This is a genomic window from Micromonospora sp. NPDC048169, assembly GCF_040652815.1.
Lineage (GTDB): Bacteria > Actinomycetota > Actinomycetes > Mycobacteriales > Micromonosporaceae > Micromonospora.
Map to the genome: position 1 here is coordinate 13,629 of NZ_JBEZMS010000043.1, position 26,117 is coordinate 39,745.

General features: G+C 72.5%; 22 protein-coding genes and 1 tRNA gene. 13 read left to right on the plus strand and 10 right to left on the minus strand.

The window, feature by feature from the left end; genetic code table 11:
• The first annotated feature begins 169 nt into the window (after nucleotides 1-169).
• Both AB0D28_RS26020 and nagA read left to right on the plus strand, forming a co-directional pair.
• On the plus strand, nucleotides 170-1,102 hold the full coding sequence (locus AB0D28_RS26020; protein ID WP_357389895.1) for an ROK family protein: 933 nt from the start codon (nucleotides 170-172) through the stop codon (nucleotides 1,100-1,102).
• Nucleotides 1,099-2,208 (plus strand): N-acetylglucosamine-6-phosphate deacetylase, encoded by a 1,110-nt coding sequence (gene nagA / locus AB0D28_RS26025; RefSeq protein ID WP_357389897.1) that lies wholly within the window; start codon nucleotides 1,099-1,101, stop codon nucleotides 2,206-2,208. The genes AB0D28_RS26020 and nagA overlap by 4 nt, the downstream gene beginning before the upstream one ends.
• Before the next feature lie 12 nt (nucleotides 2,209-2,220).
• On the opposite strand, the gene AB0D28_RS26030 is transcribed toward nagA, so the two are convergent.
• The gene (locus tag AB0D28_RS26030; RefSeq protein ID WP_357389899.1) at nucleotides 2,221-3,429 is read right to left on the minus strand and encodes a DUF4032 domain-containing protein; all 1,209 of its coding nucleotides are present in this window, start codon (nucleotides 3,427-3,429) and stop codon (nucleotides 2,221-2,223) included.
• Between the two features lie 111 nt (nucleotides 3,430-3,540).
• On the opposite strand from AB0D28_RS26030, the gene AB0D28_RS26035 reads away from it, so the two are divergent.
• Nucleotides 3,541-4,323, plus strand: coding sequence for a phosphatase PAP2 family protein (locus AB0D28_RS26035; protein WP_357389901.1), 783 nt, complete (start codon nucleotides 3,541-3,543; stop codon nucleotides 4,321-4,323).
• A 16-nt stretch (nucleotides 4,324-4,339) separates the two neighbouring features.
• On the opposite strand, the gene AB0D28_RS26040 is transcribed toward AB0D28_RS26035, so the two are convergent.
• Nucleotides 4,340-5,485, minus strand: coding sequence for a hypothetical protein (locus tag AB0D28_RS26040; RefSeq protein WP_357389903.1), 1,146 nt, complete (start codon nucleotides 5,483-5,485; stop codon nucleotides 4,340-4,342).
• Between the two features lie 300 nt (nucleotides 5,486-5,785).
• Here AB0D28_RS26040 and AB0D28_RS26045 point away from each other — a divergent pair, with 300 nt between their 5' ends.
• Nucleotides 5,786-7,024, plus strand: coding sequence for an APC family permease (locus AB0D28_RS26045; RefSeq protein ID WP_357389905.1), 1,239 nt, complete (start codon nucleotides 5,786-5,788; stop codon nucleotides 7,022-7,024).
• A 9-nt stretch (nucleotides 7,025-7,033) separates the two neighbouring features.
• Here the strand turns inward: AB0D28_RS26045 and AB0D28_RS26050 are convergent, their stop codons facing one another.
• A complete protein-coding gene (locus AB0D28_RS26050) occupies nucleotides 7,034-8,764 on the minus strand; it encodes an NAD-binding protein (protein ID WP_357389937.1) in 1,731 nt (576 codons plus the stop codon).
• A 141-nt stretch (nucleotides 8,765-8,905) separates the two neighbouring features.
• On the opposite strand from AB0D28_RS26050, the gene AB0D28_RS26055 reads away from it, so the two are divergent.
• The 4 genes from AB0D28_RS26055 (at nucleotide 8,906) to AB0D28_RS26070 (ending at nucleotide 12,976) form a co-directional block, all read left to right on the plus strand.
• Entirely contained in the window at nucleotides 8,906-9,385 is a 480-nt protein-coding gene (locus AB0D28_RS26055; protein ID WP_357389907.1) for an MSMEG_6728 family protein, read from the plus strand.
• A gap of 197 nt (nucleotides 9,386-9,582) precedes the next feature.
• On the plus strand, nucleotides 9,583-11,127 hold the full coding sequence (locus AB0D28_RS26060; RefSeq protein WP_357389909.1) for an FAD-dependent oxidoreductase: 1,545 nt from the start codon (nucleotides 9,583-9,585) through the stop codon (nucleotides 11,125-11,127).
• Between the two features lie 54 nt (nucleotides 11,128-11,181).
• Nucleotides 11,182-12,318 (plus strand): hypothetical protein, encoded by a 1,137-nt coding sequence (locus AB0D28_RS26065; RefSeq protein WP_357389911.1) that lies wholly within the window; start codon nucleotides 11,182-11,184, stop codon nucleotides 12,316-12,318.
• A 217-nt stretch (nucleotides 12,319-12,535) separates the two neighbouring features.
• Nucleotides 12,536-12,976, plus strand: a complete 441-nt coding sequence (locus AB0D28_RS26070; RefSeq protein ID WP_357389913.1) for an HNH endonuclease — start codon at nucleotides 12,536-12,538, stop codon at nucleotides 12,974-12,976.
• 87 nt (nucleotides 12,977-13,063) lie between these two features.
• On the opposite strand, the gene AB0D28_RS26075 is transcribed toward AB0D28_RS26070, so the two are convergent.
• Nucleotides 13,064-13,831: an enoyl-CoA hydratase/isomerase family protein gene (locus tag AB0D28_RS26075; RefSeq protein WP_357389915.1), complete on the minus strand. Its 768-nt coding sequence runs from the start codon at nucleotides 13,829-13,831 to the stop codon at nucleotides 13,064-13,066.
• A gap of 75 nt (nucleotides 13,832-13,906) precedes the next feature.
• Nucleotides 13,907-16,303 (minus strand): M4 family metallopeptidase, encoded by a 2,397-nt coding sequence (locus tag AB0D28_RS26080; RefSeq protein ID WP_357389917.1) that lies wholly within the window; start codon nucleotides 16,301-16,303, stop codon nucleotides 13,907-13,909.
• A 172-nt stretch (nucleotides 16,304-16,475) separates the two neighbouring features.
• On the opposite strand from AB0D28_RS26080, the gene AB0D28_RS26085 reads away from it, so the two are divergent.
• Nucleotides 16,476-16,925 (plus strand): hypothetical protein, encoded by a 450-nt coding sequence (locus tag AB0D28_RS26085; RefSeq protein ID WP_357389919.1) that lies wholly within the window; start codon nucleotides 16,476-16,478, stop codon nucleotides 16,923-16,925.
• A gap of 79 nt (nucleotides 16,926-17,004) precedes the next feature.
• Nucleotides 17,005-17,661, plus strand: a complete 657-nt coding sequence (locus AB0D28_RS26090; RefSeq protein ID WP_357389921.1) for a type 1 glutamine amidotransferase domain-containing protein — start codon at nucleotides 17,005-17,007, stop codon at nucleotides 17,659-17,661.
• A 7-nt stretch (nucleotides 17,662-17,668) separates the two neighbouring features.
• On the opposite strand, the gene AB0D28_RS26095 is transcribed toward AB0D28_RS26090, so the two are convergent.
• Both AB0D28_RS26095 and AB0D28_RS26100 read right to left on the minus strand, forming a co-directional pair.
• Nucleotides 17,669-18,280 (minus strand): histidine phosphatase family protein, encoded by a 612-nt coding sequence (locus AB0D28_RS26095; RefSeq protein WP_357389923.1) that lies wholly within the window; start codon nucleotides 18,278-18,280, stop codon nucleotides 17,669-17,671.
• A gap of 1,043 nt (nucleotides 18,281-19,323) precedes the next feature.
• Nucleotides 19,324-19,878 (minus strand): TetR/AcrR family transcriptional regulator, encoded by a 555-nt coding sequence (locus AB0D28_RS26100; protein ID WP_357389925.1) that lies wholly within the window; start codon nucleotides 19,876-19,878, stop codon nucleotides 19,324-19,326.
• Between the two features lie 146 nt (nucleotides 19,879-20,024).
• Between AB0D28_RS26100 and AB0D28_RS26105 the strand changes: the two genes are divergently transcribed.
• Nucleotides 20,025-21,077: an aldo/keto reductase gene (locus tag AB0D28_RS26105; protein WP_357389927.1), complete on the plus strand. Its 1,053-nt coding sequence runs from the start codon at nucleotides 20,025-20,027 to the stop codon at nucleotides 21,075-21,077.
• Between the two features lie 120 nt (nucleotides 21,078-21,197).
• Here AB0D28_RS26105 and AB0D28_RS26110 read toward each other — a convergent pair.
• A tRNA-Thr gene (locus AB0D28_RS26110) sits at nucleotides 21,198-21,274 on the minus strand.
• A gap of 364 nt (nucleotides 21,275-21,638) precedes the next feature.
• Here AB0D28_RS26110 and ugpC point away from each other — a divergent pair.
• On the plus strand, nucleotides 21,639-22,730 hold the full coding sequence (gene ugpC, locus AB0D28_RS26115) for a sn-glycerol-3-phosphate ABC transporter ATP-binding protein UgpC (RefSeq protein ID WP_357389929.1): 1,092 nt from the start codon (nucleotides 21,639-21,641) through the stop codon (nucleotides 22,728-22,730).
• A gap of 54 nt (nucleotides 22,731-22,784) precedes the next feature.
• On the opposite strand, the gene rlmB is transcribed toward ugpC, so the two are convergent.
• Together rlmB and cysS are read right to left on the minus strand one after the other, a co-directional pair.
• Nucleotides 22,785-23,900, minus strand: coding sequence for a 23S rRNA (guanosine(2251)-2'-O)-methyltransferase RlmB (rlmB, locus tag AB0D28_RS26120; protein ID WP_357389931.1), 1,116 nt, complete (start codon nucleotides 23,898-23,900; stop codon nucleotides 22,785-22,787).
• Nucleotides 23,900-25,315 carry a cysteine--tRNA ligase gene (gene cysS / locus AB0D28_RS26125; protein ID WP_357389933.1) on the minus strand — a complete coding sequence of 472 codons (1,416 nt, stop codon included), beginning with the start codon at nucleotides 25,313-25,315 and terminating at the stop codon, nucleotides 23,900-23,902. The genes rlmB and cysS overlap by 1 nt, the downstream gene beginning before the upstream one ends.
• Before the next feature lie 63 nt (nucleotides 25,316-25,378).
• Between cysS and AB0D28_RS26130 the strand changes: the two genes are divergently transcribed.
• Nucleotides 25,379-26,026 carry a helix-turn-helix domain-containing protein gene (locus AB0D28_RS26130; RefSeq protein WP_357389935.1) on the plus strand — a complete coding sequence of 216 codons (648 nt, stop codon included), beginning with the start codon at nucleotides 25,379-25,381 and terminating at the stop codon, nucleotides 26,024-26,026.
• The last annotated feature ends 91 nt before the right edge of the window (nucleotides 26,027-26,117 follow it).

The following is a 26,117-nucleotide window of genomic DNA, read 5'->3' on the forward strand; positions in this document are numbered from 1 at the left end:
GCGAACGCACCGAGCGCAGCGAGGGCCGTGAGCGCATGCCCAGCCGGCACAGCATGAGCGAACGCACCGAGCGCAGCGAGGGCCGTGAGCGCATGCCCAGCCGGCACAGCATGAGCGAACGCACCGAGCGCAGCGAGGGCCGTGAGCGCATGCCCGACCGGCAGACGGCGTGAGTGCCCGCGACGAGGTCGTCGTCGCGCTGGACGTGGGCGGCACCGGGATGAAGTGCGCCCTGGTCCGGCCGGACGGCACGACAGTGCACACCGAACGGCACGCCACCGGCGCGCAGCGCGGCCCGGAGGCGGTGACCGGCACGATCCTCGACGTGGCCGAAGGGCTCGCCGGCAAGGCCCGCGCCGACGGCCGCACGCCGGTGGCCTGCGGCATCGCCGTACCCGGAGTGGTCGACGAGGCGCGCGGGGTGGCGGTCTGGTCGGCGAACGTGGGCTTCCGGGACGTACCCCTGCGGGAGCTGGCCCGCACGCGGCTGGGACTGCCGGCGGCGCTCGGCCACGACGTGCGGGCGGGCGGCCTGGCGGAGGCGCGGCTCGGCGCCGGGCGGGACGCCGGCCACGTGCTGTTCGTCGCGATCGGCACCGGCATCGCCGCCGCCCACGTGGTCGACGGGTCGGCCGCCACCGGCGCGCACGGCGCCGCCGGGGAGATCGGCCACATCCTGGTACGCCCCGGCGGCCCGCGCTGCGGCTGCGGGCGGACCGGCTGCCTGGAGGCGGTGTCGTCGGCCTCGGCGATCGGGCGCCGGTACGCCGAGCTGTCCGGCGCACCCACCACCGCCGCTCAGGTGGCAGACCGGTCCGCGGCCGGGGAACCGCTCGCCGTGGAGGTGTGGCAGGAGGCGGTCGAGGCGCTCGCCGATGGACTCGCCACCGGGCAGGCGCTCTACGATGTGTCGACGGTGGTGCTCGGCGGCGGTCTGGCCCAGGCCGGTCCCCTGCTGTTCGACCCGCTGCGGCGGGCGTTGCGCGAGCGGCTGACGTTCCACCGCGAGCCGCGCCTGGTCGCGGCCGGTCTCGGGGACGAGGCGGGTTGCCTGGGCGCCGCCCTGCTGGCCCTGGACACCCTGGCGAAGGAGAGTCGATGACCCGGCGCGTGACCGGCAAGGTGGTGACCCCGACCGGCGTCGTCCGGCAGGGCTGCGTGGAGATCGCGGACGGGCGGATCACAGCTGTCGCCGAGTACCCGTCGGCGCGCGACGGCCACTGGATCGTGCCGGGCTTCGTGGACATGCACACCCACGGCGGCGGCGGGCACACGTTCACCACCGGTGACGCGGAGTCGGCCCGGCAGGCCGCCGCGTTCCACCTCGGGCACGGCACCACCACGCTGCTGGCGAGCCTGGTCAGTTCCCCGTTCGCGCTGATGCGCGACGCCACCGCCGCGTACCGCCCGCTGGTGGAGTCCGGCGTGCTGGCCGGCGTCCACTTCGAGGGCCCGTACCTGTCCGCCGACCGCTGCGGCGCGCAGAACCCGGAGTTCCTGCGTGACCCGTCGGTCGCCGAGCTGACCGAGCTGATCGAGCTGGGTGGCGGCGCGGTACGCATGGTCACGATCGCCCCCGAGCGCGACGGCGCCACCAAGGCGATCGAGCTGCTGGTGGCGCACGGCGTGGTGGCGGCGGTCGGGCACACCGACGCCACCTGGGAGCAGACCCGGGCGGCGGTGGCGGCCGGCGCGACTGTCGGCACCCACCTGTTCAACGGGATGCGCCCGGTGCACCACCGCGAGCCCGGTCCGGTGGTGGCGCTGCTGGAGGCCCCGAGCGTGGTGTGCGAGCTGGTCGCCGACGGGGTTCACCTGCACGACGGGATGCTCGGCTTCGCCGCCTCGGTGGCCGGTCCGGAGCGGGCCGCGCTGATCACCGACGCGATGGCCGCCGCCGGGATGCCGGACGGCGAGTACGAGCTGGGCGGTCAGGCGGTGACGGTGGCCGACGGCGTGGCCCGGCTCAGCCGTGGCGGTGCGATCGCCGGCAGCACGCTCACCATGGACGCGGCGCTGCGGCACGCGGTCGGCGCGGGCGTGAGCCTGCCGGACGCCTGCCGGATGGTCGCCACCACCCCGGCCCGCGCGATCGGCCTGGGCGACCGGGTGGGCGCGTTGCGCGCGGGGCTGCGCGCCGACCTGGTGGAGCTGGACGACGACCTGAACGTGGTACGGGTGATGCGCGGCGGCGACTGGGTGGAGTGAGCTGCCCGGCCGTCAGGTGGTGGGCACCTCGACGCCGAGCACGGCCTGCTCGTCCGGGCGGTGCACCAGCACGTCGGCCAGGTACGACTGCACCGCCCGGCGCATCCCGACGTCCCGTCCGGCCTGCTCGGAGAGCAGCCACTTGTGCTCGATGATCTGGGCGAACAGCTCCTGCGGCTCCAGCTTGTTGCGCAGGTGCGCGGGGACGGCCCGGACCACCGGCTCGAAGACCTCGGTCAGCCAGCGGTGCGCCGCCTGCTGCTCGTCGGTCAGGTCGCTCTCCAGCCGGTAGGCGTCCAGGTCGTTGAGGAGCCTGCGGGCCTGGTTCTCCTCCGCGTCCAGGCCGGTCAGGCGCAGCAGCCGCCGGGTGTGGTAGCCGGCGTCCACCACCTTCGGCCGCACCAGGTAGCGCCCGTTGTCGACAGTGGACATCGCCACCTCGGCCACGTCGAAGCCCAGCTCGTTGAGGCGGCGGATGCGGCGCTCGATGTCGTGCCGGGCGGCGCGCTCGACCTGCTGCTCGTAGGTGATCTCGTGCCAGAGCCGCTCGTAGCGCCGCACGACCTCCTCGCAGACCACCTCCGGGTCGATCGACTCGTGCAGCAGGCCGGCGGCCTGGAGGTCGAGCGCCTCGCCGAAGATGTTGACCCGGGCGATCTCCAGGTCCTCGCCGCGCTGGCCGTTCGACAGCGACGGGTGCAGCGCCCCGGTCTCGGCGTCGACCAGGTACGCGGCGAACGCGCCCGCGTCGCGCCGGAACAGCGTGTTCGACAGCGAGCAGTCGCCCCAGAAGAAGCCGGTCAGGTGCATCCGCACGATCAGCGCGGCCAGCGCGTCCAGCAGCCGGTTCATCGTCTCCGGGCGCAGCGTGTTGGAGAACAGCGCCCGGTAGGGCAGCGAGAACTGGAGGTGCCGGGTGATCAGCACCGGGTCCAGCGGCTCGCCGTCGTCGGTCTGCCGGTCGGCCACGATCGCGATGGCCTCGACCGACGGGAAGTCGATCCGCTCCAGCGCCCGCAGCAGGTCGTACTCGCGCTCGGCGACCCGCTCGCCGGTCTCCTTCACCGCGTAGACGTACCCGCCGAGCCGGACGAACCGCACGATGTGCCGGGAGATGCCCTGGGGCAGCGCCACCAGGTGCTCGGCAGGCCACTGCTCCAGCGGGGTCGACCAGGGAAGGTCGAGCAGCGCCGGGTCGACGAGGGCCGAGGTGATCCGCACGGCAACCAGTGTGACCGCTGACCCCCGCGCCGCGCTCCCCTTCGTGGCTGGGCACACAGCCGCCGATGCCCGCGCCGCCGCGACGCCGTCGGCGGCCGGTAGCGTGGTCGCGTGCGTCAGACCTCGGGGGTACGCGGTGGCCTGCGGCTGCGGCCGGTCCGGCCGGCCGGGTGGTGGTTCGACGGGCTGCTGCTCGCGGCACTGGTGGCGCTGACCGTCGCGCTCGCCTCCGGTCACCTGTTCGGCCTCGACCGGGCGGTCGCAGACTGGTCCGACGACAACCGTCCGACCGCCGCCCGCTGGGTGGCGATGACGCTGAACCTGCTCGGCCAGGGCACCCCGTTGACGCTGCTCGCGGCCGGGCTGGGCGTGCTGCTGGCGTGGCGGCGGCGCTCGGTACGGCCGCTGCTGCCGCCGGTGGTCGGGTTCGTGCTCACGTTCTTCACGATCGGCCCGCTGAAGGTGTGGACGGCCCGGCCCGCGCCCAGCGCCTCGATCAAGGAGCCGTTCCTGTCGCCGGAGCAGACGCTGCCGCTGTTCCAGCACGACCTGCCGGTGCGTTTCGCGCAGTCGTACCCGTCCGGGCACGTCGCCAACTCGATCGTCTGGTACGGCGTCCTGGCCCTGCTGCTGGCCCCGCTCGTACGTACCGTGCCGCCCCGGCTGGTCACAGTGGTCCGGGTGGTGCCCCCGGCAGTGGTCTTCTGCACCACCGTCTACCTGGGCTGGCACTGGCTGACCGACTCGATCGCCGGGCTGCTGCTCGGCCTGCTGCTGGACCGCCTGCTGCACCGGGTGCCCTGGGACGACCTGCCGCTGCCCCGGCGGCTCGGCGACTGGCGGCGCCCGGTCGGCTGGTCCGCGCCGCCGCCCGCCACCGCCGCGACGCGGTGACGGGCGGGCGCGGCGCTCAGCCCACCGTCCGGATCTCCACGATGCTGATCCGGGTCCTGGTGCTGTAGGTGAGCCGGCGGCGGTGGTCGTCGTCGGCGGGCCGCACCGCCACCTGGATCCGGATCTGGGTGCCCTTCGGCAGCTCGACACGTTCGTCGGGCGTGCTCACCACGAACACCCCGCCCGTCGTGTCCGGGTCGACAGACACCCGTTCCTGCCGCAGCAGCGGGGTGTCGGTCTCCCCGTCCCCGGGCCTGGTGTACTCGGCGCGGATCCGGACCAGGTCGTCGCGCCGCAACCCGCGCAGGTCGACTGTCGCCTGGATGCTCACCAGCCCGGGCTCCGGCACGGTCCAGTGGTAAAGCCCGGTCGCCCAGCGGATGGCGTGGAACCGGTCGGTGGTGTCGAGCGTGTCGCCCGCGTGCGCGGTGCTGGTGAAGGTGGCGATCACGTCCCGCTTCGCCGGCGTGGACGTCTTCTCCCCGATCATCTTCGCGAAGTCGTCGGCGGTGCCGCGGAACGCGTCCGCGTCGCAGGTGTGCTGGCGGCCGATGATCGCCGAGTCGGTGTACTGCCAGATACGCGGCGTCTGCTCCGGCTTGCCGTACCGGGCCCAGCCCGGGCCGGAGTCCCCGCCGGCCCGCGCGTACGCGGCCTTGAAGTCCTCGGCCACCCGGTACGGGTAGTCGGCGTTCCAGCGCGGGAAGTCGCCCAGGTCGTCGTCGCCGTACTCGCCGCGCGAGGCGTACATCACCGCCACCTTGCCGGTGCGCTCCTCCAACTCGTGGCCCACGTCGACGCCGATGTGCGGGGGCACGTCGTCGGTCGGCCAGCGCTCCAGGTCGATCTGCCAGAAGAACCTGTCGTAGTCGCGCCACCAGGGGGTGTGCTTGTCGGCGTAGTCGATCGCCGTGGTGACCTGGTCGTCGATGGAGACGTCGGAGTGCACCACCACGTACATGCCCAGGAACGGGATTCCCGCGTCCTTCGCGGCGGTGAGCATCACCCCGTAGTACTGGCTGTGGAACGTGCCGTCGCGCGACTGTTCCGTGCCCTTGTAGGTCATGAAGTCGATGCCCGCGGCGCGGGCCTCCCGGATCCGGTCGGTCGTCAACCCCCGGTCGACGTCGTAGTCGCTCGCGTCCCAGCCGAACAGCGTCATGTGCGGTACCTCCCGCGCTCGCGGATCTGACGTTCCCGAAACTGCCGGAGCCGATTCGAGGGCAGCATTGCCCGATCGACGCATGAAAAATCTGATCATCGTCAATGGATAATCGGTGAGAGGAATTCGAGAGACGTGCGTGCGGATTGCCTCGCCATCCGCACTGACCTGCGTAAACGACTCTACCGAGGTCGCCGGACAGCGGCCACCCGGCGAAGGCGGATTAATTATGCAAATGATTTTCGCCAATTCTCCGAACCGGGCACCCGCCGTTCACCTGAGCGCTCTAGGCTGCGCGGTGTGGAACGGCTGGCACGGCGACTCGGCGTACCCGATGCGGTGGTCATCGGTCTCGGCTCGATGCTCGGCGCGGGCATCTTCGTGGTCTTCGCCCCGGCCGCCGCGGCGGCCGGCGGCCCCGGCCTGCTCGTCGCGCTGGCGCTCGCCGGCTTCATCGCCTACTGCAACGCCACCAGCTCGGCCCGGCTCGCCGCCCGCTACCCCGAGTCCGGCGGCACCTACGTCTACGGCCGGGAACGGCTGCACCCGTTCGCCGGTTTCCTCGCCGGCTGGGGGTTCGTGGTCGGCAAGACGGCGAGCTGCGCGGCCATGGCGCTGACCGTCGGGGCGTACCTGTGGCCCGGGCGGGCGCGGCTCGTCGCGGTCCTCGCGGTGGTGGCGGTGACGGTGGTGAACCTGCGCGGCATCGGCAAGACCGCCGCCGCCACCCGGGTGCTCGTCGCTGTCGTGCTCACGGTGCTCGCCGTGGTGGCGGTGACCGGCGCTCCGCAGGTCGCCGCCGACCGGCTCACCGCCCCCGCCGACCTCGGGGCGGGCGGCGTGCTGACCGCCGCCGGCCTGTTGTTCTTCGCCTTCGCCGGCTACGCGCGGATCGCCACGCTGGGCGAGGAGGTACGCGACCCGGAACGCACCATCCCCCGCGCCGTGCCGCTGGCGCTCGGCGCGGTGCTGGCGATCTACCTGACGCTGGCAGTGGTCGCGCTCGGCGTGCTCGGCGCCGACCGGCTGGCCGCCACCGACGCGCCGCTGGTCGAGGTGGTGACCGCCGCCGGGCATCCCGGGCTCGCCTGGCTGGTCCGGGCCGGTGCCGCCGTCGCGGTGACCGGCGTGCTGCTGTCCCTGCTGGCCGGCGTCGGCCGCACCACGCTGGCGATGGCCCGCCACCGGGATCTGCCGGGCGCGCTGGCGGCGGTCCATCCGCGCCACCGGGTGCCGCACCGCGCCGAGTTGGTGGTGGCCGCAGTGGTGATCGCCGTGGTGGCCGTGGGCGACATCAGGGGCGCGATCGGTTTCTCCAGTTGCACGGTGCTGGTCTACTACGCGATCACGAACGCGTCGGCGCTGACGCTCGGCCCCGACCGGGACGGGCGCGTCCCGGTCCGGCTGCTCGCCGCGCTGGGGCTGGTCGGCTGTCTGGTGCTGGCGGTCAACCTGCCGCTGCCGAGCGTGCTCGCCGGGTTCGGCGTGCTCACCCTCGGCGCGCTCGGGTACGCGGTCCGCCGCCGCCGACCGGCCTGACGCGTCCGGTCACTCCTGCGGGCGGCGGGCGGCGGGCGGGCCGGTGGGCGCCGGAGGAGGCGCGGGCGTGGTCTCCCGCAGCAGCGCGGTCAGCCCGGCCCGCCGGGCCACCACAGTCAGCCGGTCACCGGCCTGGACCACCATGCGCGGGTCGGCCGCCCAGTCGGCCTTCTGATTGGGCCGGGTGTGCGCGAGCAGACGCACCTCGCCGGGCCGGGCCACCGCGCCCAGCGGACTCCCGTCCAGCGGCGAACCGGCCACCACCGGCACCTCGGTGACCAGCAGCGCGTGCCGGTCCACCGGGATGGTGGCGATGACCGCGCGATCGAGCAGAGCCGCCGCGAACGCCGGTGCGGCCAGATAGGACACGCTGCGCGAGATGCCGATGCCGAACGCCTGCTGGATGCGCTCGGCGAAGTCGCCGTCGAACAGCCGCAGCACCACGCGCAGGTCCGGGTCGAGGGACCGGGCGATCAGCGCGGCCCGCAGGTTCGTCCCGTCGTCGGTGGAGACCACCACGAGCGCCTGGCAGGTGTCCACCGAGGCGGACCGTAGCGTCTCCTCCCGGCCCGCGTCGCCCACGATCAGCGGCACCCCCAGCCGGTGCGCCAGCGCGGCGCCACGCGCGTCCGGGTTCTTGTCGATCGCCACCACCTCGACGCCGAAGTCGTGCAGCTGCGCCATCACCCGGGTGCCGATGTTGCCCAGCCCGACCATCACCACGTGCCCGGAGCGGTCCGGCTGGACCCGGCCGGCGTGCAGCGCGAGCCGGGCGTTGACGATGCCGTCGACCACCGCGGCCGTGATCAGCGGGATCAGCGCCAGCCCGGCCAGGTTGAGCACCACCTGCATCACCTGGGCCGCGACCGGCTTGTTGACGTCCGGATCCTGGCCGGTGAGCGTGGTGACCAGGGTCAGGTATACCGCCTCGCTCCAGCTCACGTCGGCGGCCCGCGCGTTGAGCCAGCCCAGCACCGCGATCACCGCGAGCAGCACCAGCACCGCGATGCCGATCTTGCGGGTGGCGAAGTGGCGGACCGCGCGCAGCAGCACGGCTGCCGGCTGCCGTCGCCGTCGCGCCCGTACCAGCCGCCGCGCGGCCACCTCGGTGCCCGCCGGTCGCCCGGTCGCCTCGGCCAGCACCACGTCGGCCGTCGCCTCGTCGGCGGGCAGCACACGCACCAGGTCCGGATCCGTGGTGACGGCCAGGCCGCAGACCACGTCCTGCGGGCGTACGTCGTCGCGGCGGGCCACGTAGAGCGTGCGCCCGGCGTGCCGGAAGTGGGTCGGCGCCACCTCGCCCAGCGCGGCGGCCACGAAGGCCGGCGCGGCCATCGAGGCGTCGGAGAGCACCGCCGAGTCCGGGAAGAGCTGCCGCAGGCCGTCCGCCAGGTTGGTGTTGAACATCCGCACCACCAGGCGCAGCCGCGACTCGACCTCCTGGGCGCAGAGCGCGGCGTGCATATTGCCCACGTCGTCCTGGTGCAGCAGGGCCAGCCCGGCCGCGCCGGCCAGCCCGGCCCGGCGGAACGCCGCCTCGTCGAGGCGCTCGGCGGTGACCACCCGTACCCCCGGCACGTCCCGCCCGTCGGGGCCCTCGGACCGGCGGCGGCCCGGCACCACGAGCGTGACCCGCACCCGGCCGTCGGCGTTGTCGGTGGCGAGCAGCGACCGGACCACCCAGTAGGCGAGCGGGTCGGAGCCGCAGACCACGTAGTGGGGGCGTTCGTCCCCGTTCATCCGGAGCCGCCAGCCGGTCGCGCGGCGCGCGCGGTCACGCAGTGGCTCGGCCATGTCCGGATCGTAGTCAGCCGCTCGCGATGCGCGCAGCCCCGACGATCATGAACGCATGGCGGGTCCGGGTACGGGTAACGCACCGGCATGCAGACGTTCCTGCCGTATCCGGACTTCCTGGGCAGCGCGCGCACGCTGGACCAGAAGCGGCTGGGCAAGCAGCGCGTGGAGGCGATCCAGGTGCTGCGCGGGCTGACCCGGCCCGACTACGGCTGGCGCAACCACCCCGCGGTGAAGATGTGGGCCGGGTACGAGGAGGCGCTGACCCGGTACGGGCTGGACATGTGCGCGGTGTGGTGCGAGCCGGGCCGGGCCGACACCTGCGCCGGCACGCTCGCCACCGACCTCGCCGCCGCCTGCGGCATCTCGGTGATCCGCACCCAGGACGAGCTGGCCGTCGCCGGTGAGCTGCCGCCCTGGCTGGGCCGCGACGACCTGCACCGCAGCCACCGATCCTCGCTGCTGCGCAAGGACCCGGTCCACTACGCACCGCTGTTCACCGACGTCTCCCCCGACCTGGAGTACGTCTGGCCGCCCTCGGACCGCCCGCGCCGCTGCCTGCCGTGAAAGGAAGGGCCCCTTGTTAACGCCTCCGGTAGAGGAAGGGCCCCCTGTTAACGCCTCACCCCACGCGCCCACCCGACGCACGCGCCGCACGGATCGCCCGGCGTTAAGAAGGGGCCCCTGCACCTCCGTATGCGTTAAAAGGGGCCCCTTCCTTTCACCTCGGGCAGACTGGGGGACCGCCGACCGAAGGATGCCCCGTGAGTCTGTCGCAAGTGGTAGGTCGCCTCATCGGCGTACGCGAGCACCTGGTGGACCCGGGCGGCGGAGGCGCCGACCGCATGCCGCGGCCGGTCGCGGCGCTGGTGGTCGGCGGCGGCATCGCGGGCATGTCGGCGGCGGTGGTGCTGGCCGAGCGGGGCGTGGCGGTGACGGTGCTGGAAGCGGCGCCGCACCTCGGCGGGCGGCTCGGCGCCTGGCCGGAGGAGCTGCCCGACGGCGTCCAGCGCAACGAGCACGGCTTCCACGCGTTCTTCCGGCAGTACTGGAACTGGCGGTCGATCCTGCGCCGGGTCGATCCCGCGCTGGGCTTCCTCAAGCCGATCCCGGGCTACCCGATCCTGTCCGAGCGGTGGCCGACCGAGGAGTTCGGCAAGCTGCCGCCCGCACCGCCGGCGAACCTGCTGGCGCTGCTGCTGCGCAGTCCCAGCCTGCGCCTGGCGGACCTGCGCTCGATGGACCGGGACGCCGCGCTGCCGCTGCTCACCTACGACCCGGTACGCACCTACGAGGACTTCGACGAGCGGACGGCCGACGAGCTGCTCACCTCGCTGCGGCTGCCGGACCGGGCGCGGGCCATGCTGTTCGAGGTCTTCTCGCACTCGTTCTTCAACCACGAGGCGGAGATGTCGGCCGCCGAGATGATCGCCCAGTTCCACTTCTACCTGCTCGGCAATCCGGAAGGGCTGGCCTTCGACTGCCCGGACCGGGACTACGGCACGGCGATCTGGGAGCCGCTGACCCGGTACGTGGGCAAGCACGGCGGCCGGGTGACGACCGGCGCGGCGGCGGCCCGGCTGGACCGTACCCCGGAGGGCTGGCGGGTGACCGGCGCCGACGGTGACGTCTGGGAGGCGCCGCACGTGGTGCTCGCGGTGGACCCGCCCGCGCTCGCCGCGCTTGTCGACGCCTCGCCCGGCCTGGTCGCGGCGGCCCCCGAGCTGGTGGCGCGGATGCCCGCGTTCGGCAGGCCCGGTCCGCCGTACGCGGTGGCGCGCTACTGGATGGACGGGGACGTCCGGGCCGACCGGGCGGTGTTCAGCGGTGTCTCCCGGCAGCCCACGCTGGACTCGGTGACGCTCTACCACCGGCTGGAGGACGAGCCCCGCCGCTGGGCCGAGCGGACCGGCGGCTCGGTGGTGGAGCTGCACGCGTACGCCTGCGAGCCGGACGTGCCGGCCGACGAGCTGGCCGCGCGGATGCTGCGGGAGCTGACCGCGCTCTGGCCGGAGGTCGCCGACCTGCGGGTACGCGAGCTGCGCGCCCGGGTCGAGGCGCAGGCCCCGGCGTTCACGCCGGGTAGCCACGCCTGGCGTCCGGGGGTGGAGACCGACGCGCCCGGCCTCTATCTGGCCGGGGACGGCATCCGCACCGAATTCCCGAGCGCGCTGATGGAACGCTCGGCGGCCACCGGGATCATCGCGGCGAACCACATCCTGCGTGCCGAGGGGGCGGCGGCCGAGCCGGTCCGGTCGATCCGTCCGCGCGGCCTGCTGGCCAGCAGGACTGGCCCGAAACGGTCATAGGCCGACAAGAACGGCTTTACGCTCGACTGATCCGGTGACACGGGAGGTCGGGCGGTGAGCACCCCGACGCGCGAGCCGCGCGACGAGGAACACGGGACACCGCGGGACGAACGGACCGCGGTGGTCACCGCGCTGCGGCTCGGCTGGTCCATGGCGGACGCCTACCACCACGCGCAGACCGCCGACCTGACCGGGGACGGGGACCGGCCGGCGCCCGCGCCGCCGAAGCTGTCGAACCTGACCGAGCTGGCCGGGCGGCACCGGCTCGGCATGTACCTCGACGGCGTGGACGTCGCGCTGACCCAGATCGCGCCGCTGACCCCGGCCGGTCGTACGGTGCCCTCCACCGCCGCCGCCCGGGGTGCCACCGGAGCCGACCGGGAGCCGCTGCTGCGCGCGCTCGACGACCTCAACATCGACGTGCTGCGCTGGACGATGGCGACGAACCACCGGGTGGGCGTGGCGTACCGGCTCGGGCGCTCGCTCGCCGACACCGTGCGGCGCGGCGACGCCGACCAGCTCGCCGGGCGCTTCGGTGGCCGGCACATCCAGATCAGCAGGTGGCTGGACGAGCTGGCGAGCGTACTGCCGCCGTACTCGGCCGCCGTGGTGCGCCGCTCGCTCGCCGCCTGGGCCACCGCTGTCGGCCGCGCCACAGTGGGCGACCCGGCCGAGGCCGGACTCGGCGAGCTGGCCCGCGAGCTGCGCAACCAGGGCGACCTGTGGCAGGACGTGCTGACCGGCGGCCTGCACCCGCGCGACCTGCTCGACGAGGAGAACTGGGCGGTGGTCGCCCGCAACGTCATCATCCGGGACCGGAAGCTGGTCGCGCAGGCGGCCCGGGGCATCTTCTGGCCGGTGCTGGCGCCGCTGCTGGTGGTGCTGCTCGCGGTGGTCGGGGTCAGTGCCGCCGCCGCGGCCGGCTCCCCCACCACCCGGGCGGCGGTGGCGCTCGTCGGCCTCGGCGCCGGGCTCACCGCGATCTGGCGGTCGATCTCCACGCCCACGCTGTCGGTGGCCGCCGAGGTGAACCGCCCGCTGCTGGACAGCGAGCTGGTGGTGCAGATGACCGCCCGGATCGACAGGCCGCTCACCGCCGCCCGGCGCACCGGACGGGCCGGACGGCAGCGGCGGCCCGCCGACGACGGATCGAAATACGTTGGCCACGACTCCCGGATCGATCTACCGTGAGCGCGCAAGGTCAACCACCGTTCCAGGAGCCGTCCATGTCGCTGCGATACGCCACCACGATGACGTCGTGGCTGCTCGGCGACGGTTGCCGGGAACACGGTCCCTGGCCCGGAGGGCACGACTGACGCGTCTTACGCGTCCCCGTCGTCGCCGCCCGGTCCCGTGGACCGGGCGGCTTTTTTCGTCGCCGTACCGCCGATCGTGAAGGGAGAGCCCGGTGGACGCCGTCCTCGTCATAAACGCCGACCTCGGCCCGCTGCACCGGGTCACCGTCAAGCACGCGATCCGGATGCTCTGCCGCCGGGTCGCCGAGATCCACGAGGCCGAGCCGGACCGGGTGATCGGCGTCTTCCCGCTGCCGCGGGTGGTCCGCCTCGTCCGGTACGTGGTGACCCGCTGGCGGTTCAGCGCCGGCCCGGCCTGGTCCCGGGCCGGGGTGCTGGCGCGCGACCGGCGGCGGTGCGCCTACTGCGACGGAGCGGCCAGCACGATCGACCATGTCCTGCCCCGCTCGCGCGGTGGCCGGAACACCTGGGGGAACACCACCGCCGCCTGCTACGCGTGCAACCAGCGCAAGGGTGACCGGACCCCGGCCGAGGCGGGCATGCCGCTGCGGCGGGAGCCGGTGACGCCGAGCTGGGCCGCGCTGGCGCGGTGACGGACGGCCGGCGGGCACAGGGGGCGGTGCCGGGGGTACGCCCCGGCGCCGCGCCCGCCGGTCCCGTCCGCCTGCCCGCCTCGGCGGTCAGCGCGTGGCCGGCGGAGTCCAGCCGAAGCGCGGCGGCCGGCGCTCGTTGACGGCCGCCACCCCCTCGCGGGCCTCGCCGCTGTCCCGCACCTGGCCGTGCCACCAGACCAGCCGGTCGGCGTCGGCGCGCCCGTCCACGATCTCCTTGGCGGCGGTCACTGTGAGCCGGGACCGTTCCGCGACGGTGGCGGTCAGCGTCGCCACCCGCCCGGCCAGCTCACCGGCCGGCAGCACCTCGTCCACCAGGCCGATCCGCAGCGCCCGCTCGGCGTTCACCAGCTCGCTGGTGAACAGCAGGTGCTTGGCCGCCGACGGACCGACCAGCGCGGCCAGCCGACGGGTGGTCGGCGCCGGGTAGACCAGGCCGAGCCGCGCCGGGGGTACGCCGAACCGGGCGTCCGCGGCGGCCAGCCGCAGGTCGCACGCGACGGCGAGCTGGCATCCGCCGCCCACGCAGGCGCCCTCGATAGCCGCCACAGTGGGACGGCCGAACGCGGCGAGCCGTTCCTCGGCGGCCACCGCGATGCTGCCGTCACCGGCGGCCAGCAGCTCGTCCAGGTCGCCCAGGTCGGCGCCGGCGCAGAACGTGCCGCCCGCGCCGGTGAGCACCAGCACCCGTACGGCCGGGTCCGCCTCCAGGCCGTCCAGCAGCACCGGGAGCTGCCGCCACATGGCCGGGGTCATCGCGTTGCGCCGGGCCGGGTTGTGGATGACCACGGTCGCCACCGGGCCGTCCAGGGTGACTGTGAGTTCCGCGTCGGACATGGTGCGACCGTAACGGCCGGGGCCCGGCGACCACCCGCGTGGGGTGGCCGCCGGGCCCCGGGATCGGCGATCAGGTCAGGAGACGTTGATCGCGGTGTCGTCGAGCACGAAGGAGGTCTGCAGCGAGACGTCCTCGGTGCCGGTGAACTTCAGCGTGACGGTCTGCCCGGCGTACGCCGCCAGGTTGAACGACTTCTGGCTGTAGCCGGCGGCCTTGTTCAGGTTCGAGTAGGTCGCCAGCGTGGCCAGCACCGAGCCGGACGAGTTGAGCACCTGCACGTTCAGCTTGTCGTACTGGACGCTGGTGGTGCTCTCGGCCGAGTCGATGTGCAGCCAGAACGAGAGGGTGTACGCGGAGCAGCCGCTCGGCAGGCTCACCGACTGCGACAGCGTCTCGGTACGGGTGCTGCCGTACCCGTTCATCCACGCGCTCCAGGTGCCGGTGCGGGCCGGCTGGCTGGTGCCGTGCTGGCCGATCACGCCGGAGGTGGAGCTCCAGACCGTGTTGCCGGACTCGAAGCCCGGGTTGCCGAGCTTCTGCCCGGCACCGGTGCAGCCGCCGCCGACGCTGCTGACGGTCAGCGAGTAGGTGGCGGTCTTCGTGCCCGACGCCGCGCTTCCGGTGACGGTCACCGTGTAGGTGCCGGCCGGGGTGCCGGAGCCGGTGGCGATGGTGAGGGTGGACGAGGCGCCCGAGGTCACCGAGGTGGGGCTGAACGACGCGGTGGCGCCGGTCGGCAGGCCGGACGCGGAGAACGTCACGGTCTGCGCGGTGCCGCTGGTGGTGGACGTGGCGACGGTGGCGGAGACCGATCCACCCGCGGTCACAGACCCGGCGGTCGGCGAGAGCGAGACGGAGTAGTCGTTGCCGGTGGAGCTGCACGGCGCGTCGTTGCCGGCCACGTTCACCGCGGTCCACGCGGCCTGGACGGTCTTGTACTCGGTCGAGCAGTTGCCGTACAGGTCGGTCGCGGCCCGCAGGGTGTACGCGCGGGCGGTGTTGGCCGGGTTGCTGGTGTTCACGTACGAGGTGTTCGAGGTGAAGTACACGTCGAGCGCCCGGTACCAGATCTTCTCCGCCTTGGTGCGGCCGATGCCGGTGACCGCCGGGGCCGAGCCGCAGACCGGCGAGGTGCCGTACGCGGTGGCGCCGGTGCCCTCGGCGAGGTTGAAGAAGAAGTGGTTGCCGACGCCGGAGGAGTAGTGCACGTCCTTGTTCTTCGTGCTGGTGGACCAGCAGGAGTCGGACGAGCCGTCCAGCGACGGGTTGTACATGTAGCGCAGCGGCGTACCGTTGCCGTTGATGTTGATCTTCTCACCGACCTGGTAGTCGCCCGGGTCGCTCGGCGCGGCGGCGTAGAACTCCACCATGTTGCCGAAGATGTCGCTGGTGGACTCGTTGAGGCCACCGGACTCGCCGGAGTAGACCAGCCCGGCCAGCGCCTCGGTGACACCGTGGCTCATCTCGTGCCCGGCCACGTCCAGCGAGACCAGCGGACGGGAGTTGCCCGAACCGTCGCCGTACGTCATCTGGGCGCCGTCCCAGAATGCGTTCACGTAGTTGTTGCCGTAGTGCACCCGGCTCGGCACACCCTGGCCGTTGCCGAAGATGCCGTTGCGGCCGTGCACGTTCTTGAAGTAGTCGAACGTCTTGGCGGCGCCGAAGTGGGCGTCCACGGCGGCCGACTGCCGGTTCGAGGTGGCGCCGGTGCCCCACGCGTTGTCCGCGTCGGTGAACGTGGTGCAGGTGGAGGTCCCGTTGTTCATGTCGCAGGTACGGCCGTTGCCGCGTACCGGGTCGATCATCTGGTACGTGCTGCCGGACAGCGTCGTGTCGATGGTGACCGAGCCGGTGTAGATGCCCTGGCCGGTGCCGGCCACCGTCTCGATCTCGTCGTACGAGCCGATCACCTTGCCGGTGGTGGCGTCGGTGATGACGTGCAGCTTCGACGGCGTCTGCTTGTCCGCCTTCCAGCCGGTCGCGACGGTCTCCCAGGCGAGGCGGCCCTTGCCGCTGCTGGCGTCGACGAACAGCTCCGGCGCGCCGACCGAGGTGACCGAGCCGGAGAACGTCTTGCGGGCGCTGGCCTTCGCCGCGTCCGCGCCGACCTTCGCGGTGGTGCTCAGGGTCAGCGGGGCGGAGAGGCTGACCGACGCGCCGGTCATGCTGCCGTTCGCGGCGGTGTGGATGACGAAGTCACCGCCGTACACCCGGAGACCCTGATAGGTCCGGCTGTAGCGGGTGTGCGCGGCCCCGGACGGGTCGACCTTGGTGCGGACGGCCTGGTAGGCCTCACCGCTGGCGCCCTGGACGGCGCCGGGGTTGGCGCGCAGCAGGCTCGCGGACCGGGCTGCGGCCGAGGTCTCGGGACTGGGTGCGCTTGGCGCTGCCGCTTGCGCAGAGGTGGTGACGCAGGCCAGCACGCTGCTTGTGAGCAGCGCTGCGCTGACGGCGGCGACGGATCTTTTCACGGGCCCTCCTCCGAAGGCTGATGTTGTGACGGGGGTTGTCACTGGTGTAGATATAGCGATACATCGAAGAACGTGAAAGAGGCTGGCGAGCTCCCGCCGGAGACACTGACCGAACGGATGAGGAGGAGCGGTGACCCGGAACCGGGTGGTCCCGTCGCGCGTCCGATCCGGTATGAGAGCTGCCCCCGCCGTGGCGGCCGTCGCCGCCCTTCTCGTCCCGCTCGCCGGCTGCGCCCGCGCCGACGAGCCACCGGTCATCACGGACGGCCCCCCGCCGCTGGCCGCCGAGGTCGTGCTGGAGAAGTCCGGCGGCATCGCCGGGGTGACCGACACCGTCCGGGTCGAGCCGCACGGTCAGTGGACGAGGACCGACCGCGCCGGCGCCTCCCGGGAGGGGCGGCTCAGCGACACGGAACTCGCCCGGCTGCGGCAGCTCACCGCCGACCCCCGGCTGGCCGCCGAGGCCGCCGTGACAGTGCCGCCGCCCATGTGCGCCGACGCGTTCACCTACCGGCTCACCATCGGGCCGAACCAGGTCGGCTACGTGGACTGCCCGCCGAAGGCCACGCCGCCGGCCGTCACCGCGCAGGTGGTGGACCTGCTCAACGGCGCCACCGGCTGACCCGCCCGACCTCAAACCCGTTCCGGCTGTGACATCGGCCTATGGCCGGCCGGCGGACGAGCGGGCCAGCATGGAAGGCATGACTCGCGCACTCATCGCCATGACCAGTCATTCCGAGCTGGGCCGCACCGGCCGCTCGACCGGCTACTACGTCGGCGAGGCCGCCGAGCCGTGGGAGGTGTTCCGGGCCGCCGGGTACGACGTCGACCTGGTGTCGGTGGCCGGCGGGGAGCCGCCCGTCGACGGCCGGGACGAGAACGACAGCACCCAGAACGACTTCCTCGCCACCGCCGGCGTCACCGACACGCCGAAGGCCGCCGACGTCGAACCGGACGGGTACGACGTGATCCTCTTCGCCGGCGGTCACGGCACCATGTGGGACTTCCCGGACGACCCCGACCTGGCCCGCATCGCCCGCTCGATCTACGAGCGCGGCGGCGTGGTGGCCGCCGTCTGCCACGGCCCGTCGGCGCTGGTGAACCTCACCCTCACCGACGGCTCCCGGCTGATCGCCGGCAAGCGGGTGGCCGGGTTCACGAACAGCGAGGAGGCGGCCGTCGGCCTCACCGACGAGGTGCCGTTCCTGCTCGCCGACAAGCTCACCGAGGCCGGCGCGCAGCACGTGCCGGCACCCGACTTCACCGAGCACGTGGTGGTCGACGAGCGCCTGGTGACCGGCCAGAACCCGCAGTCCGCCCGCGCCGTGGCCGACGCCGTGGTGAAGCTGCTCGCCTGAGCGCCGGTCAGATCCGGTAGTCGTCGGGCAGGCCGGTGGCACGCAGCTCGGGCGGCAGGTGGGCGACGTCGTTGAACGCGATGAGCGCCGGCGGGCCGCCCGAGCTGTAACGGATCACGGTCAACCCGCAGTTCTGCTGGTTGAGCCCGATCCACCGCCGGGCCGGCGCCTCCAGCGCGCTCAGCACCAGCCAGGCGACCAGGAAGTTGTGGGTGACGACCAGCTCGCGTACGTCACCCTGCGCGGGGGCGGCGGCGAACCGGGCCACCGCCTCCGCCGTCACGCGCGGCCCGTCCCGCCGCTCCCGCTCGGTGAAGCCGGCCAGGAACGCCACGTACCGCTCCGGCAGGCCGGCCGGATCGGTGTCGTGCGGCATGTGGTCGCCCGCGCGGTCGTCCTCGCGTACCGGAACACCCGGCAGCGACGCCGCGACCAGCCCGGCGGTCTCCGCGGCCCGGCGGGCCGGCCCATGGTGTACGGCGGCAAAGCGCGTGCCGCGCAGCCGCTCACCCAGCAGCGTCGCCTGCCGCCGGCCCCGCTCGGACAGTCCGGTGTCCGCCTCCTCCTCCGGGCGGTCCTGCTCGCCGTGACGGACCAGGTAGAGCAGGCGGCTGGGCATCGGCACCTCCACGGTCGGGGACCGCGAGACTAACCCGGTCACTCGCCCTTCATGGGCGCTGGCGCATCTTCCCGATCCGTTCCAGAGTCGGCGGGCTCGGCTTCTCCAGCAGGATCTCCCGACCCGGGGGCGCCCGGCACGTTGACGGTGAGCCAGCGCATGAAACTCCGATTGAATGACCTATTCATGGACAGCTCTATCTACCATGGTCTGACGCATCCAGGCGAAGATGATCAACAGAGGTGGGAGGGAACGTGCAGGTCATTGGTCAAATCCTTACCTGGCTTTGGAAGTCATCCGGCGACATCCTGACGAATTTGATAGCGGCGGCAATCGGTGGCGTCGTCGTCTGGTTGCACACCGAAGGCAGGCGAAAGGCAAAGCCAACTATGGGCACGGAGATTTTGGCGTGGCATGACGGCCGGGCAACTAACAGCAGTAGTGGGGGACCACGACCGAGCTCAGAATGACGGATGGGAGCCATCCGGGTTAGTGGGGCTCGAAGACGTATTGGCACTGACGCCCATCCAAGATCGAATTCGGGAGATCGGGGCATCTGTCACGGTACGGGATGACAACAATTTTCTGCGTGACGATCGGACCGACCGGCATCCTGATTCTGATCGGCGGCCGGATGTTAACCGGGTGGCGGCCGGCATTGTTGCAATCGAACCAGCCGTTCCTATCATCTTCCCTGGGCCGCATTTCTCGCGGTTCATAAGCGTGAGAAAGCCCTCGCAAGAAACCCTGCAAGCACAAGCGCCGCAAGACCACACTTGTCACCTTGCCCGGCGGGGCACCGCCAATCCGGACATAGAATGAGCGGGCGCGGAGCCAGCCTCGCGATGCCTCGCTTACCAGCCCTGGGTGCCGCGGGTCCGCGTCCGTCTCTGGCGGCGACTACCGCGAGCCATTCGCCGCCCGCTGGCCGTGGCCGGTCGAGTACGTCCGCGTTGACGTTGGCACTAATTGCTAGACAGCGCCTGCGCCCGTCCCAGCTCGACCCGATCGTCCGTTCAGCTCCGCCCGAGTCGACTGGTGTGTCAGTGCGGGGGCTCGCCGGACCGCAGTCCGTCGACGAGGAGCGCGACCATGCGCCGCCCGTAGTCGGGTTCCTCGTCCGGCATGGGCGCGCACAGTTTCGCAACGGCGTACAGCAGGTCCTGGGCACTGATCCGGGCCCGGACCTCACCGCTGGCTGTCGCGGCCTTGAGCAACGACTCGAGGGCCGGTCCCAGCTTCTGCAGGAGATATCCGGGCAGGCCGTCGAACGCCGGATCGCCGGAGTGCAGGGCCACGGCAAATCCGCGTTTCGTCGCGACGAACGCGGTGAACCGGTCGAGCCACTTCGCGAGGGCTACCCCCGGTTCGTGCGTGGCGGCCAGGGCCGGGGCCGCGTCGGCGCATGCGTCGATCTCCCGCTCGATGACGGCCTTGATCAGGTCCGCGCGCTGCGGGAAGTGCCGGTAGAGCGTGCCGACGCCGACGCCGGCCAGATCGGTGATCTCTTTGGCGGGGGCGTCGACGCCGACGGTGCCGAAGACCGTCTTCGCAGCTTCGAGCAGGGACTCGATGTTGCGGCGCGCGTCGGTGCGCATCCGGCGCGGGGCGCGGTCGCGAACACCGGAATCTGCTCTGTTGTCGGACACAGCTACACCTCCCTTGCTTTTCCGGAAGGCCTTTCCGTATAGTTCTAGTTCCGGAAAGACTTTCCACCTAACGACGATACCGCAGGGAGACGCTCATGCAGTACCGCACCCTGGGCCGGACGGGCATCAAGGTCAGCCCGTACGCGCTCGGCACGCTGATGTTCGCCACCGTGATCGGGAATCCCGACCCCGGCGACTCGATCAAGGTCATTCACAAGGCGCTGGACGCGGGGATCAACGTCGTCGACACCGCCGATGCCTACGGCGACTCGGAGGAGATCGTGGGTAGGGCCCTCAAGGGCCGCCGGGACAACGTCGTCCTCGCGACCAAGGTGGGCCTGCCCAGGCTGATCGCGCTGCCCCGGACGCCGGGTGCGGCCACCGACCCCAACCGGCGAGGCGCCTCCCGCCGCTGGATCATGACCGCGGTTGAGGACTCGCTGCGCCGCCTGCAGACCGACCACATCGACCTCTACCAGATCCAGCGCCCGGACCCCGACACCGACATCGAGGAGACGCTCTCGGCGCTCTCCGACCTGATCCGCAGTGGCAAGGTCCGGGCGATCGGATCATCCACGATGCCCGCCTCCGACATCGTCGACGCCCAGTGGGTCGCCGAGCGGCGCGGGCTGGAACGTTTCCACACCGAGCAGCCGCCCTACTCGATCCTCAACCGCGGCATCGAGAGCGAGGTGCTGCCGGCCGCGCAGCGCTACGGGATGGGCACGCTGGTGTGGGGCCCACTCGGGCAGGGAATGCTCACCGGCCGGGTCCGCAAGGGCGAGCAGAACGACCTGCGCCGTGCCCGCTTCTCCAAACACCTCACCGACGAGCGCCGGATCGACATCGTCGAACAACTCATCCCGCTCGCCGACGAGGCAGGCCTGCCGTTGACCCACCTCGCCATGGCATTCGCCATCGCACACCCCGGCGTGACCAGCGCAATCCTCGGCCCGCGCACGATGGAGCACCTCGACGACCTGCTCGCCGGCGTCGACGTCACGCTCACCGACGAGATCCTCGACCGGATCGATGAGATCGTCGCGCCCGGCACCGATGTCACCCGGCTCGACCAGGCCTATCTGCCCCCGGCCCTGCTGAACCCGAACCTGCGCCGCCGGCCGGTCAGCGAGCGTGGCGCCGCCTGATCGTCATGCCCAGTGGTGATGGCTGCTCCAGGTCAGCCGGATCGCCTGCGGGCTCTCATGAGCCCGCCGCTGTCACTGGCCAGATCGCAGCGACTGCCGCCGCGAAATGCCTGATGGAATTGGAGCCCCCGGCCGGGATCGAACCGGCGACATCTCGCTTACAAGGCGAGTGCTCTGGCCAGCTGAGCTACAGGGGCGCGTGCGTAGGGGTCAGCATAGCGACTGAGCCCCGGAAATCCCGCCTCGCAGGGGTCCCGAGCACGGAAAACGTCGGTATCCCGACCGGGATGACGATGGATCATCACCCGGCCGCGCTCCCAGCCGGGGAGATTGATGCCTCGCCGTGCCTCTGTGCCCGTTATGCGTATGCCGTCCGTCCCATCCGTCGCGCCACGTCTTGGCACGATCGCGAAAGCCGTTTACCGTGCAGTGACACGGACGACACTCCGGCCGGCCTCGGCTGCCTGAGCGACGACCCCGTTGGCCGGCGCCTTGGGCGCCGGTCGCTCCTTCACTCGGATCGTCCGGCACGTTCCTGCCGGTGAAAGGAAGCGCTCCATCATGGCTACGGTCACCTACTCGAAGGCGTCCCGGATCTATCCGGGCACCGAGCGCCCCGCCGTCAACCAGCTCGACCTCCAGATCGGTGACGGGGAGTTCCTCGTCCTGGTCGGCCCGTCCGGTTGCGGCAAGTCCACCAGCCTCCGGATGCTCGCCGGCCTGGAGGACGTCGACGACGGCGCGATCTACATCGACGACCGGGACGTCACCCACCTCCCGCCGAAGGCCCGCGACATCGCGATGGTCTTCCAGAACTACGCCCTCTACCCGCACATGACGGTGTACGAGAACATGGCGTTCGCCCTCAAGCTGCGCAAGACCTCGAAGGCGGAGATCGACCGGCGGGTCAAGGAGGCGGCCGGGCTGCTCCAGCTGGAGGAGTTCCTCAGCCGCAAGCCGAAGGCGCTCTCCGGCGGGCAGCGCCAGCGTGTCGCCATGGGCCGCGCGATCGTCCGCGAGCCGCAGGTCTTCCTCATGGACGAGCCGCTGTCGAACCTCGACGCCAAGCTGCGTGTGCAGACCCGTACCCAGATCGCCTCGCTCCAGGCGAAGCTGGGCGTCACCACCGTCTACGTCACCCACGACCAGGTCGAGGCCATGACCATGGGTCACCGGGTGGCGGTCATGCTGGACGGCGTACTCCAGCAGGTGGACACCCCGCGGGCGCTCTACGACACCCCGGCCAACGTCTTCGTCGCCGGCTTCATGGGCTCCCCGGCCATGAACATCAAGACGGTGAAGCTGACCGAACAGGGCGGCGCGTTCGCCGAGATGATCGTGCCGCTGACCCGCGAGCAGGTCCAGGCGGCCAACGCCGAGGGCGGCGACGGCAAGGTCACCGTCGGCTTCCGGCCGGAGGACTGCGACCTCGTCAGCCCGTCCGAGGGCGGCATGCCGGTCGTGGTCGAGTTGGTCGAGGACCTGGGCTCGGACGCGAACATCTACGGCCACGCCGCGCTGGAGGGCCACAACGAGCGGTTCGTGGTCCGTACCGACCGGCGCAGCATGCCGAACATGGGCGACACCGTGTTCGTCAAGCCGCGTACCGGCCGCAGCCACGTCTTCCACGCCGCCACCGGCCAGCGGATCTGACGTACGCGAAAAGGGCGGCCCGCCACGGCGGACCGCCCTTTTCGTTGCTCTCGGTCAGGCCTCGACGGACCGGCGGCGGGCGACCTCGGCGAGCGTGACCGCGGCGGCGACGCTGGCGTTTAGCGACTCCACCTCGGAGACCATCGGGATGCTGACGGTCAGGTCGCAGGTCTCCCCGACCAGGCGGGACAGCCCTCGGCCCTCCGAGCCGACCACCACGACGAGCGGGCCGACGGCGGCCTCCAGGTCGTACAGGTCGGTCTGCCCGTCGGCGTCCAGGCCGACCACGACGAAGCCGGCCTCCTTGCACGCCTTGAGCGACCGGGTCAGGTTGGTGACCTGGGCCACCGGCACGCGCGCGGCCGCGCCGGCGCTGGTCCGCCAGGCGGTCGCGGTGATCCCGGCGGCACGCCGTTCGGGTACGAAGACACCCTGCGCGCCGAACGCGGCGGCCGAGCGGATGACCGCGCCGAGGTTACGCGGGTCGGTGACGCCGTCCAGCGCGACGAGCAGCGGAGCGGCCTGCTCCAGCGCCGCCGCGACCAGGTCGTCGAACGGCTCGTAGGCGAACGGCGGCACCTGGAGGCCGACGCCCTGGTGCAGCACCCCGCCGGTCATCCGGTCCAGCTCGGCGCGGCTGACCTCCAGGATCGCGATGCCCCGGTCGGCGGCGGTGCGGACGATCTCCTTGACCCGGTCGTCCATGTCGATGCCCTGCGCGGTGTAGAGCGCGGTCGCGGGCACCTGGGTGCGCAGCGACTCCAGCACCGGGTTGCGCCCGACCAGCAGCTCGGGGCTGTCCTTCGCCGGGTTGGCCTTACGGCCCGGCGCGACCCGGGGGCCGCCCCGGCCGGCGGGCTTGCCCTTGCCGCCCTTGAGCGGCACACCGGCCCGGCTGCCCTTGCCCCAGGTGGTGTCCTTGGTGCCGGGCTGGCCGATCTTGGGCGCACGCCCCTCCTCGGCGGCGGTGCGGCGCTCCTTGTCCTGCTTCCAGGCGGTGCGCTGGGGCAGCTTCTCGGTGCCCGAGTACGCCTTGTGCCAGGGCCGCTCGTCGGCGGGCAGCGTGCGGCCCCGCCCGGCGAGGGAGTCCTTGTTCTTGCCACCGGTGCCCTTGGGGGCGCCCGCCTTCGGCGTCAGTCGCCGGCCACGGCGCTGCGAGTTGCCGGCCATCAGTCCTGCTCTCCAATAGTCCAACGCGGGCCCTGGGGGGTGTCCTCGACGACCACGCCGGCCTGCTTGAGCTGGTCGCGTACGGCGTCGGCGGCGGCCCAGTCCCTGCGGCCGCGGGCCTGCGCGCGCTGCTCCAGGGCCAGCGCGATCAGGGAGTCCACCACGCCGCGCAGGTCGTCCGCGCGGCCGCCGCCGGTCCAGGCCGGGTCCAGGGGGTCGACGCCGAGGATATCCAGCATCGCCCGGGTGGCGGCGAGCGCCGTGCGGACGGTCACATCGTCCCCGGCGGTGAGCGCGGTGTTGCCGTCACGAACCACCTCGTGCAGCGCCGCCAGCGCCGCCGACGTGTTGAGGTCGTCGTCCATCGCGGCCACGAAGGCGTCCGGCAGGCCGCCGGGCCGGCCCGTGTCGACCCGCTCGGCCGCCCGCTGCACGAAGCCCTCGATCCGCCGGTACGCCACGGCGGCCTCGCGCAACGCGTCCTCGGAGTAGTCGATGCGGGAGCGGTAGTGCGCGGCGACGTAGTAGTAGCGCAGCTCCACCGGACGGACCCCGAGCGAGGCCACGTAGTCGAGGTCGAGCGTGTTGCCGAGCGACTTGCCCATCTTGGTGCCGCCGATGCCGAGCAGGCCGTGGTGCACCCAGTAGCGGGCGAACGGCAGGTCGGCGGCCTGCGACTGGGCGATCTCGTTCTCGTGGTGCGGGAACGTCAGGTCGAGCCCGCCGCCGTGGATGTCGAACTCGGGGCCCAGGTAGCGCCAGCACATGGCCGAGCACTCGATGTGCCAGCCGGGGCGCCCGCGCCCCCACGGCGACGGCCAGTAGGCGTCGGCCGGCTCGCCCGGCTTGGCGCCCTTCCAGAGCGCGAAGTCACGCGGATCCCGCTTGCCCCGGTCGGGGGCGTCGCCGGCGGGCTGCATGTCCGCCGGGGACTGGCCGGACAGCGAGCCGTACGCGGGCCAGGAGGCCACGTCGAAGTAGACGTCGCCGGAGCCGTCGGTGGCCGGGTAGGCGTGGCCGGTCTCGATCAGCCGGACGATCAGCTCGTGCATCTCCGGGATGTGCCCGGTGGCGCGCGGCTCGTACGTCGGCGGGAGCACGTTGAGCGCCCGGTAGGAGGCGGTGAGGATCTGCTCGTTGGCGTACGCGATCGACCAGAACGGCCGGTCCTGCTCCATCGCCTTGGCCAGGACCTTGTCGTCGATGTCGGTCAGGTTGCGGATGAACGTGACCTCGAAGCCCTTGCTGAGCAGCCAGCGGCGCAGCACGTCGTAGTTGACGCCGGAGCGAAGGTGGCCGATGTGGGGCGGGGCCTGGAGCGTGAGACCACACAGGTAGACCCCCACCTTGCCGGCTTCCCGCGGGACGAAGTCCCGCACCGATCGGGTGGCGGTGTCATACAGGCGTAGCGTCACCTCACAAGGGTAGCCGTCCGCACATTTCCGGGTTGGCCGGAGCCGGGTCGTACGCTGCGTGCTGTGGACACGGCGGCACGCACGGGAGAGACCGCACAGACCCTGGACCGGGGTCTGCGGCTGCTGCACCTGGTCGCGGACGCGCCGGGCGGGCTGACAGTCACCGAGGCGGCGCACCGGCTGGGTATCGGCCGGGCGGCCGTCTACCGGCTGGTCGGCGCGCTGACCGGCCACGGCATGCTCCGGCGCGACGGCGAGGGCCGGCTGCGCATCGGCGTGGGCGTGCTGCACCTGGCCCGCCGCGCCCAGCCCCTGCTGGCCGAGGGGGCGTTGCCCGCGCTGCGCCGCCTCGCCGAGGGCACCGGGGCGACCGCCCACCTGACGGTGGTCGAGGGCGGCGAGGGGGTCGCGCTGGCGGTGGTCGAGCCGAGCTGGACGTCCTTCCACGTGGCGTACCGGACCGGCACCCGGCACCCGCTGGAGCGAGGCGCGGCGGGCCGGGCGGTGCTGGCCGGGCGGGCCGGCGATCCGGGGCCGGTGAGCACCAGCGGCGAGCTGGAGTCCGGCGCGTACGGAGTGGCCGCCCCGGTGCTCGGCGTGCCGGGTCTGGAGGGCAGCGTGGGGGTGGTGTCGCTGACCCCGCTCGACGTGGCGGACGTCGGCGCCCAGGTCACGGCCGCCGCCGAAGCGGTAGCCGCAGCGCTCTCCTAGGGCCTGTGTCGAAGTCCGTGCGAGGGCTTGAGCTGTTGGGTGAGGATCTTGGCGTGTCGGTGTTCGAGATGTAGCGAGGTCTCCGGTATCT

Coding starts and splice junctions, on each gene's coding strand:
- AB0D28_RS26100 (WP_357389925.1), bottom strand. CDS start 19,878: ATGCGCACCGACGCGCGCCGCAACATCGAGTCCCTGCTCGAAGCTGCG.
- AB0D28_RS26055 (WP_357389907.1), top strand. CDS start 8,906: ATGCAGACGTTCCTGCCGTATCCGGACTTCCTGGGCAGCGCGCGCACG.
- AB0D28_RS26085 (WP_357389919.1), top strand. CDS start 16,476: ATGAGAGCTGCCCCCGCCGTGGCGGCCGTCGCCGCCCTTCTCGTCCCG.
- AB0D28_RS26040 (WP_357389903.1), bottom strand. CDS start 5,485: ATGACGCTGTTCGGCTGGGACGCGAGCGACTACGACGTCGACCGGGGG.
- AB0D28_RS26050 (WP_357389937.1), bottom strand. CDS start 8,764: ATGAACGGGGACGAACGCCCCCACTACGTGGTCTGCGGCTCCGACCCG.
- AB0D28_RS26105 (WP_357389927.1), top strand. CDS start 20,025: ATGCAGTACCGCACCCTGGGCCGGACGGGCATCAAGGTCAGCCCGTAC.
- rlmB (WP_357389931.1), bottom strand. CDS start 23,900: ATGGCCGGCAACTCGCAGCGCCGTGGCCGGCGACTGACGCCGAAGGCG.
- nagA (WP_357389897.1), top strand. CDS start 1,099: ATGACCCGGCGCGTGACCGGCAAGGTGGTGACCCCGACCGGCGTCGTC.
- ugpC (WP_357389929.1), top strand. CDS start 21,639: ATGGCTACGGTCACCTACTCGAAGGCGTCCCGGATCTATCCGGGCACC.
- AB0D28_RS26090 (WP_357389921.1), top strand. CDS start 17,005: ATGACTCGCGCACTCATCGCCATGACCAGTCATTCCGAGCTGGGCCGC.
- AB0D28_RS26095 (WP_357389923.1), bottom strand. CDS start 18,280: ATGCCCAGCCGCCTGCTCTACCTGGTCCGTCACGGCGAGCAGGACCGC.
- AB0D28_RS26075 (WP_357389915.1), bottom strand. CDS start 13,831: ATGTCCGACGCGGAACTCACAGTCACCCTGGACGGCCCGGTGGCGACC.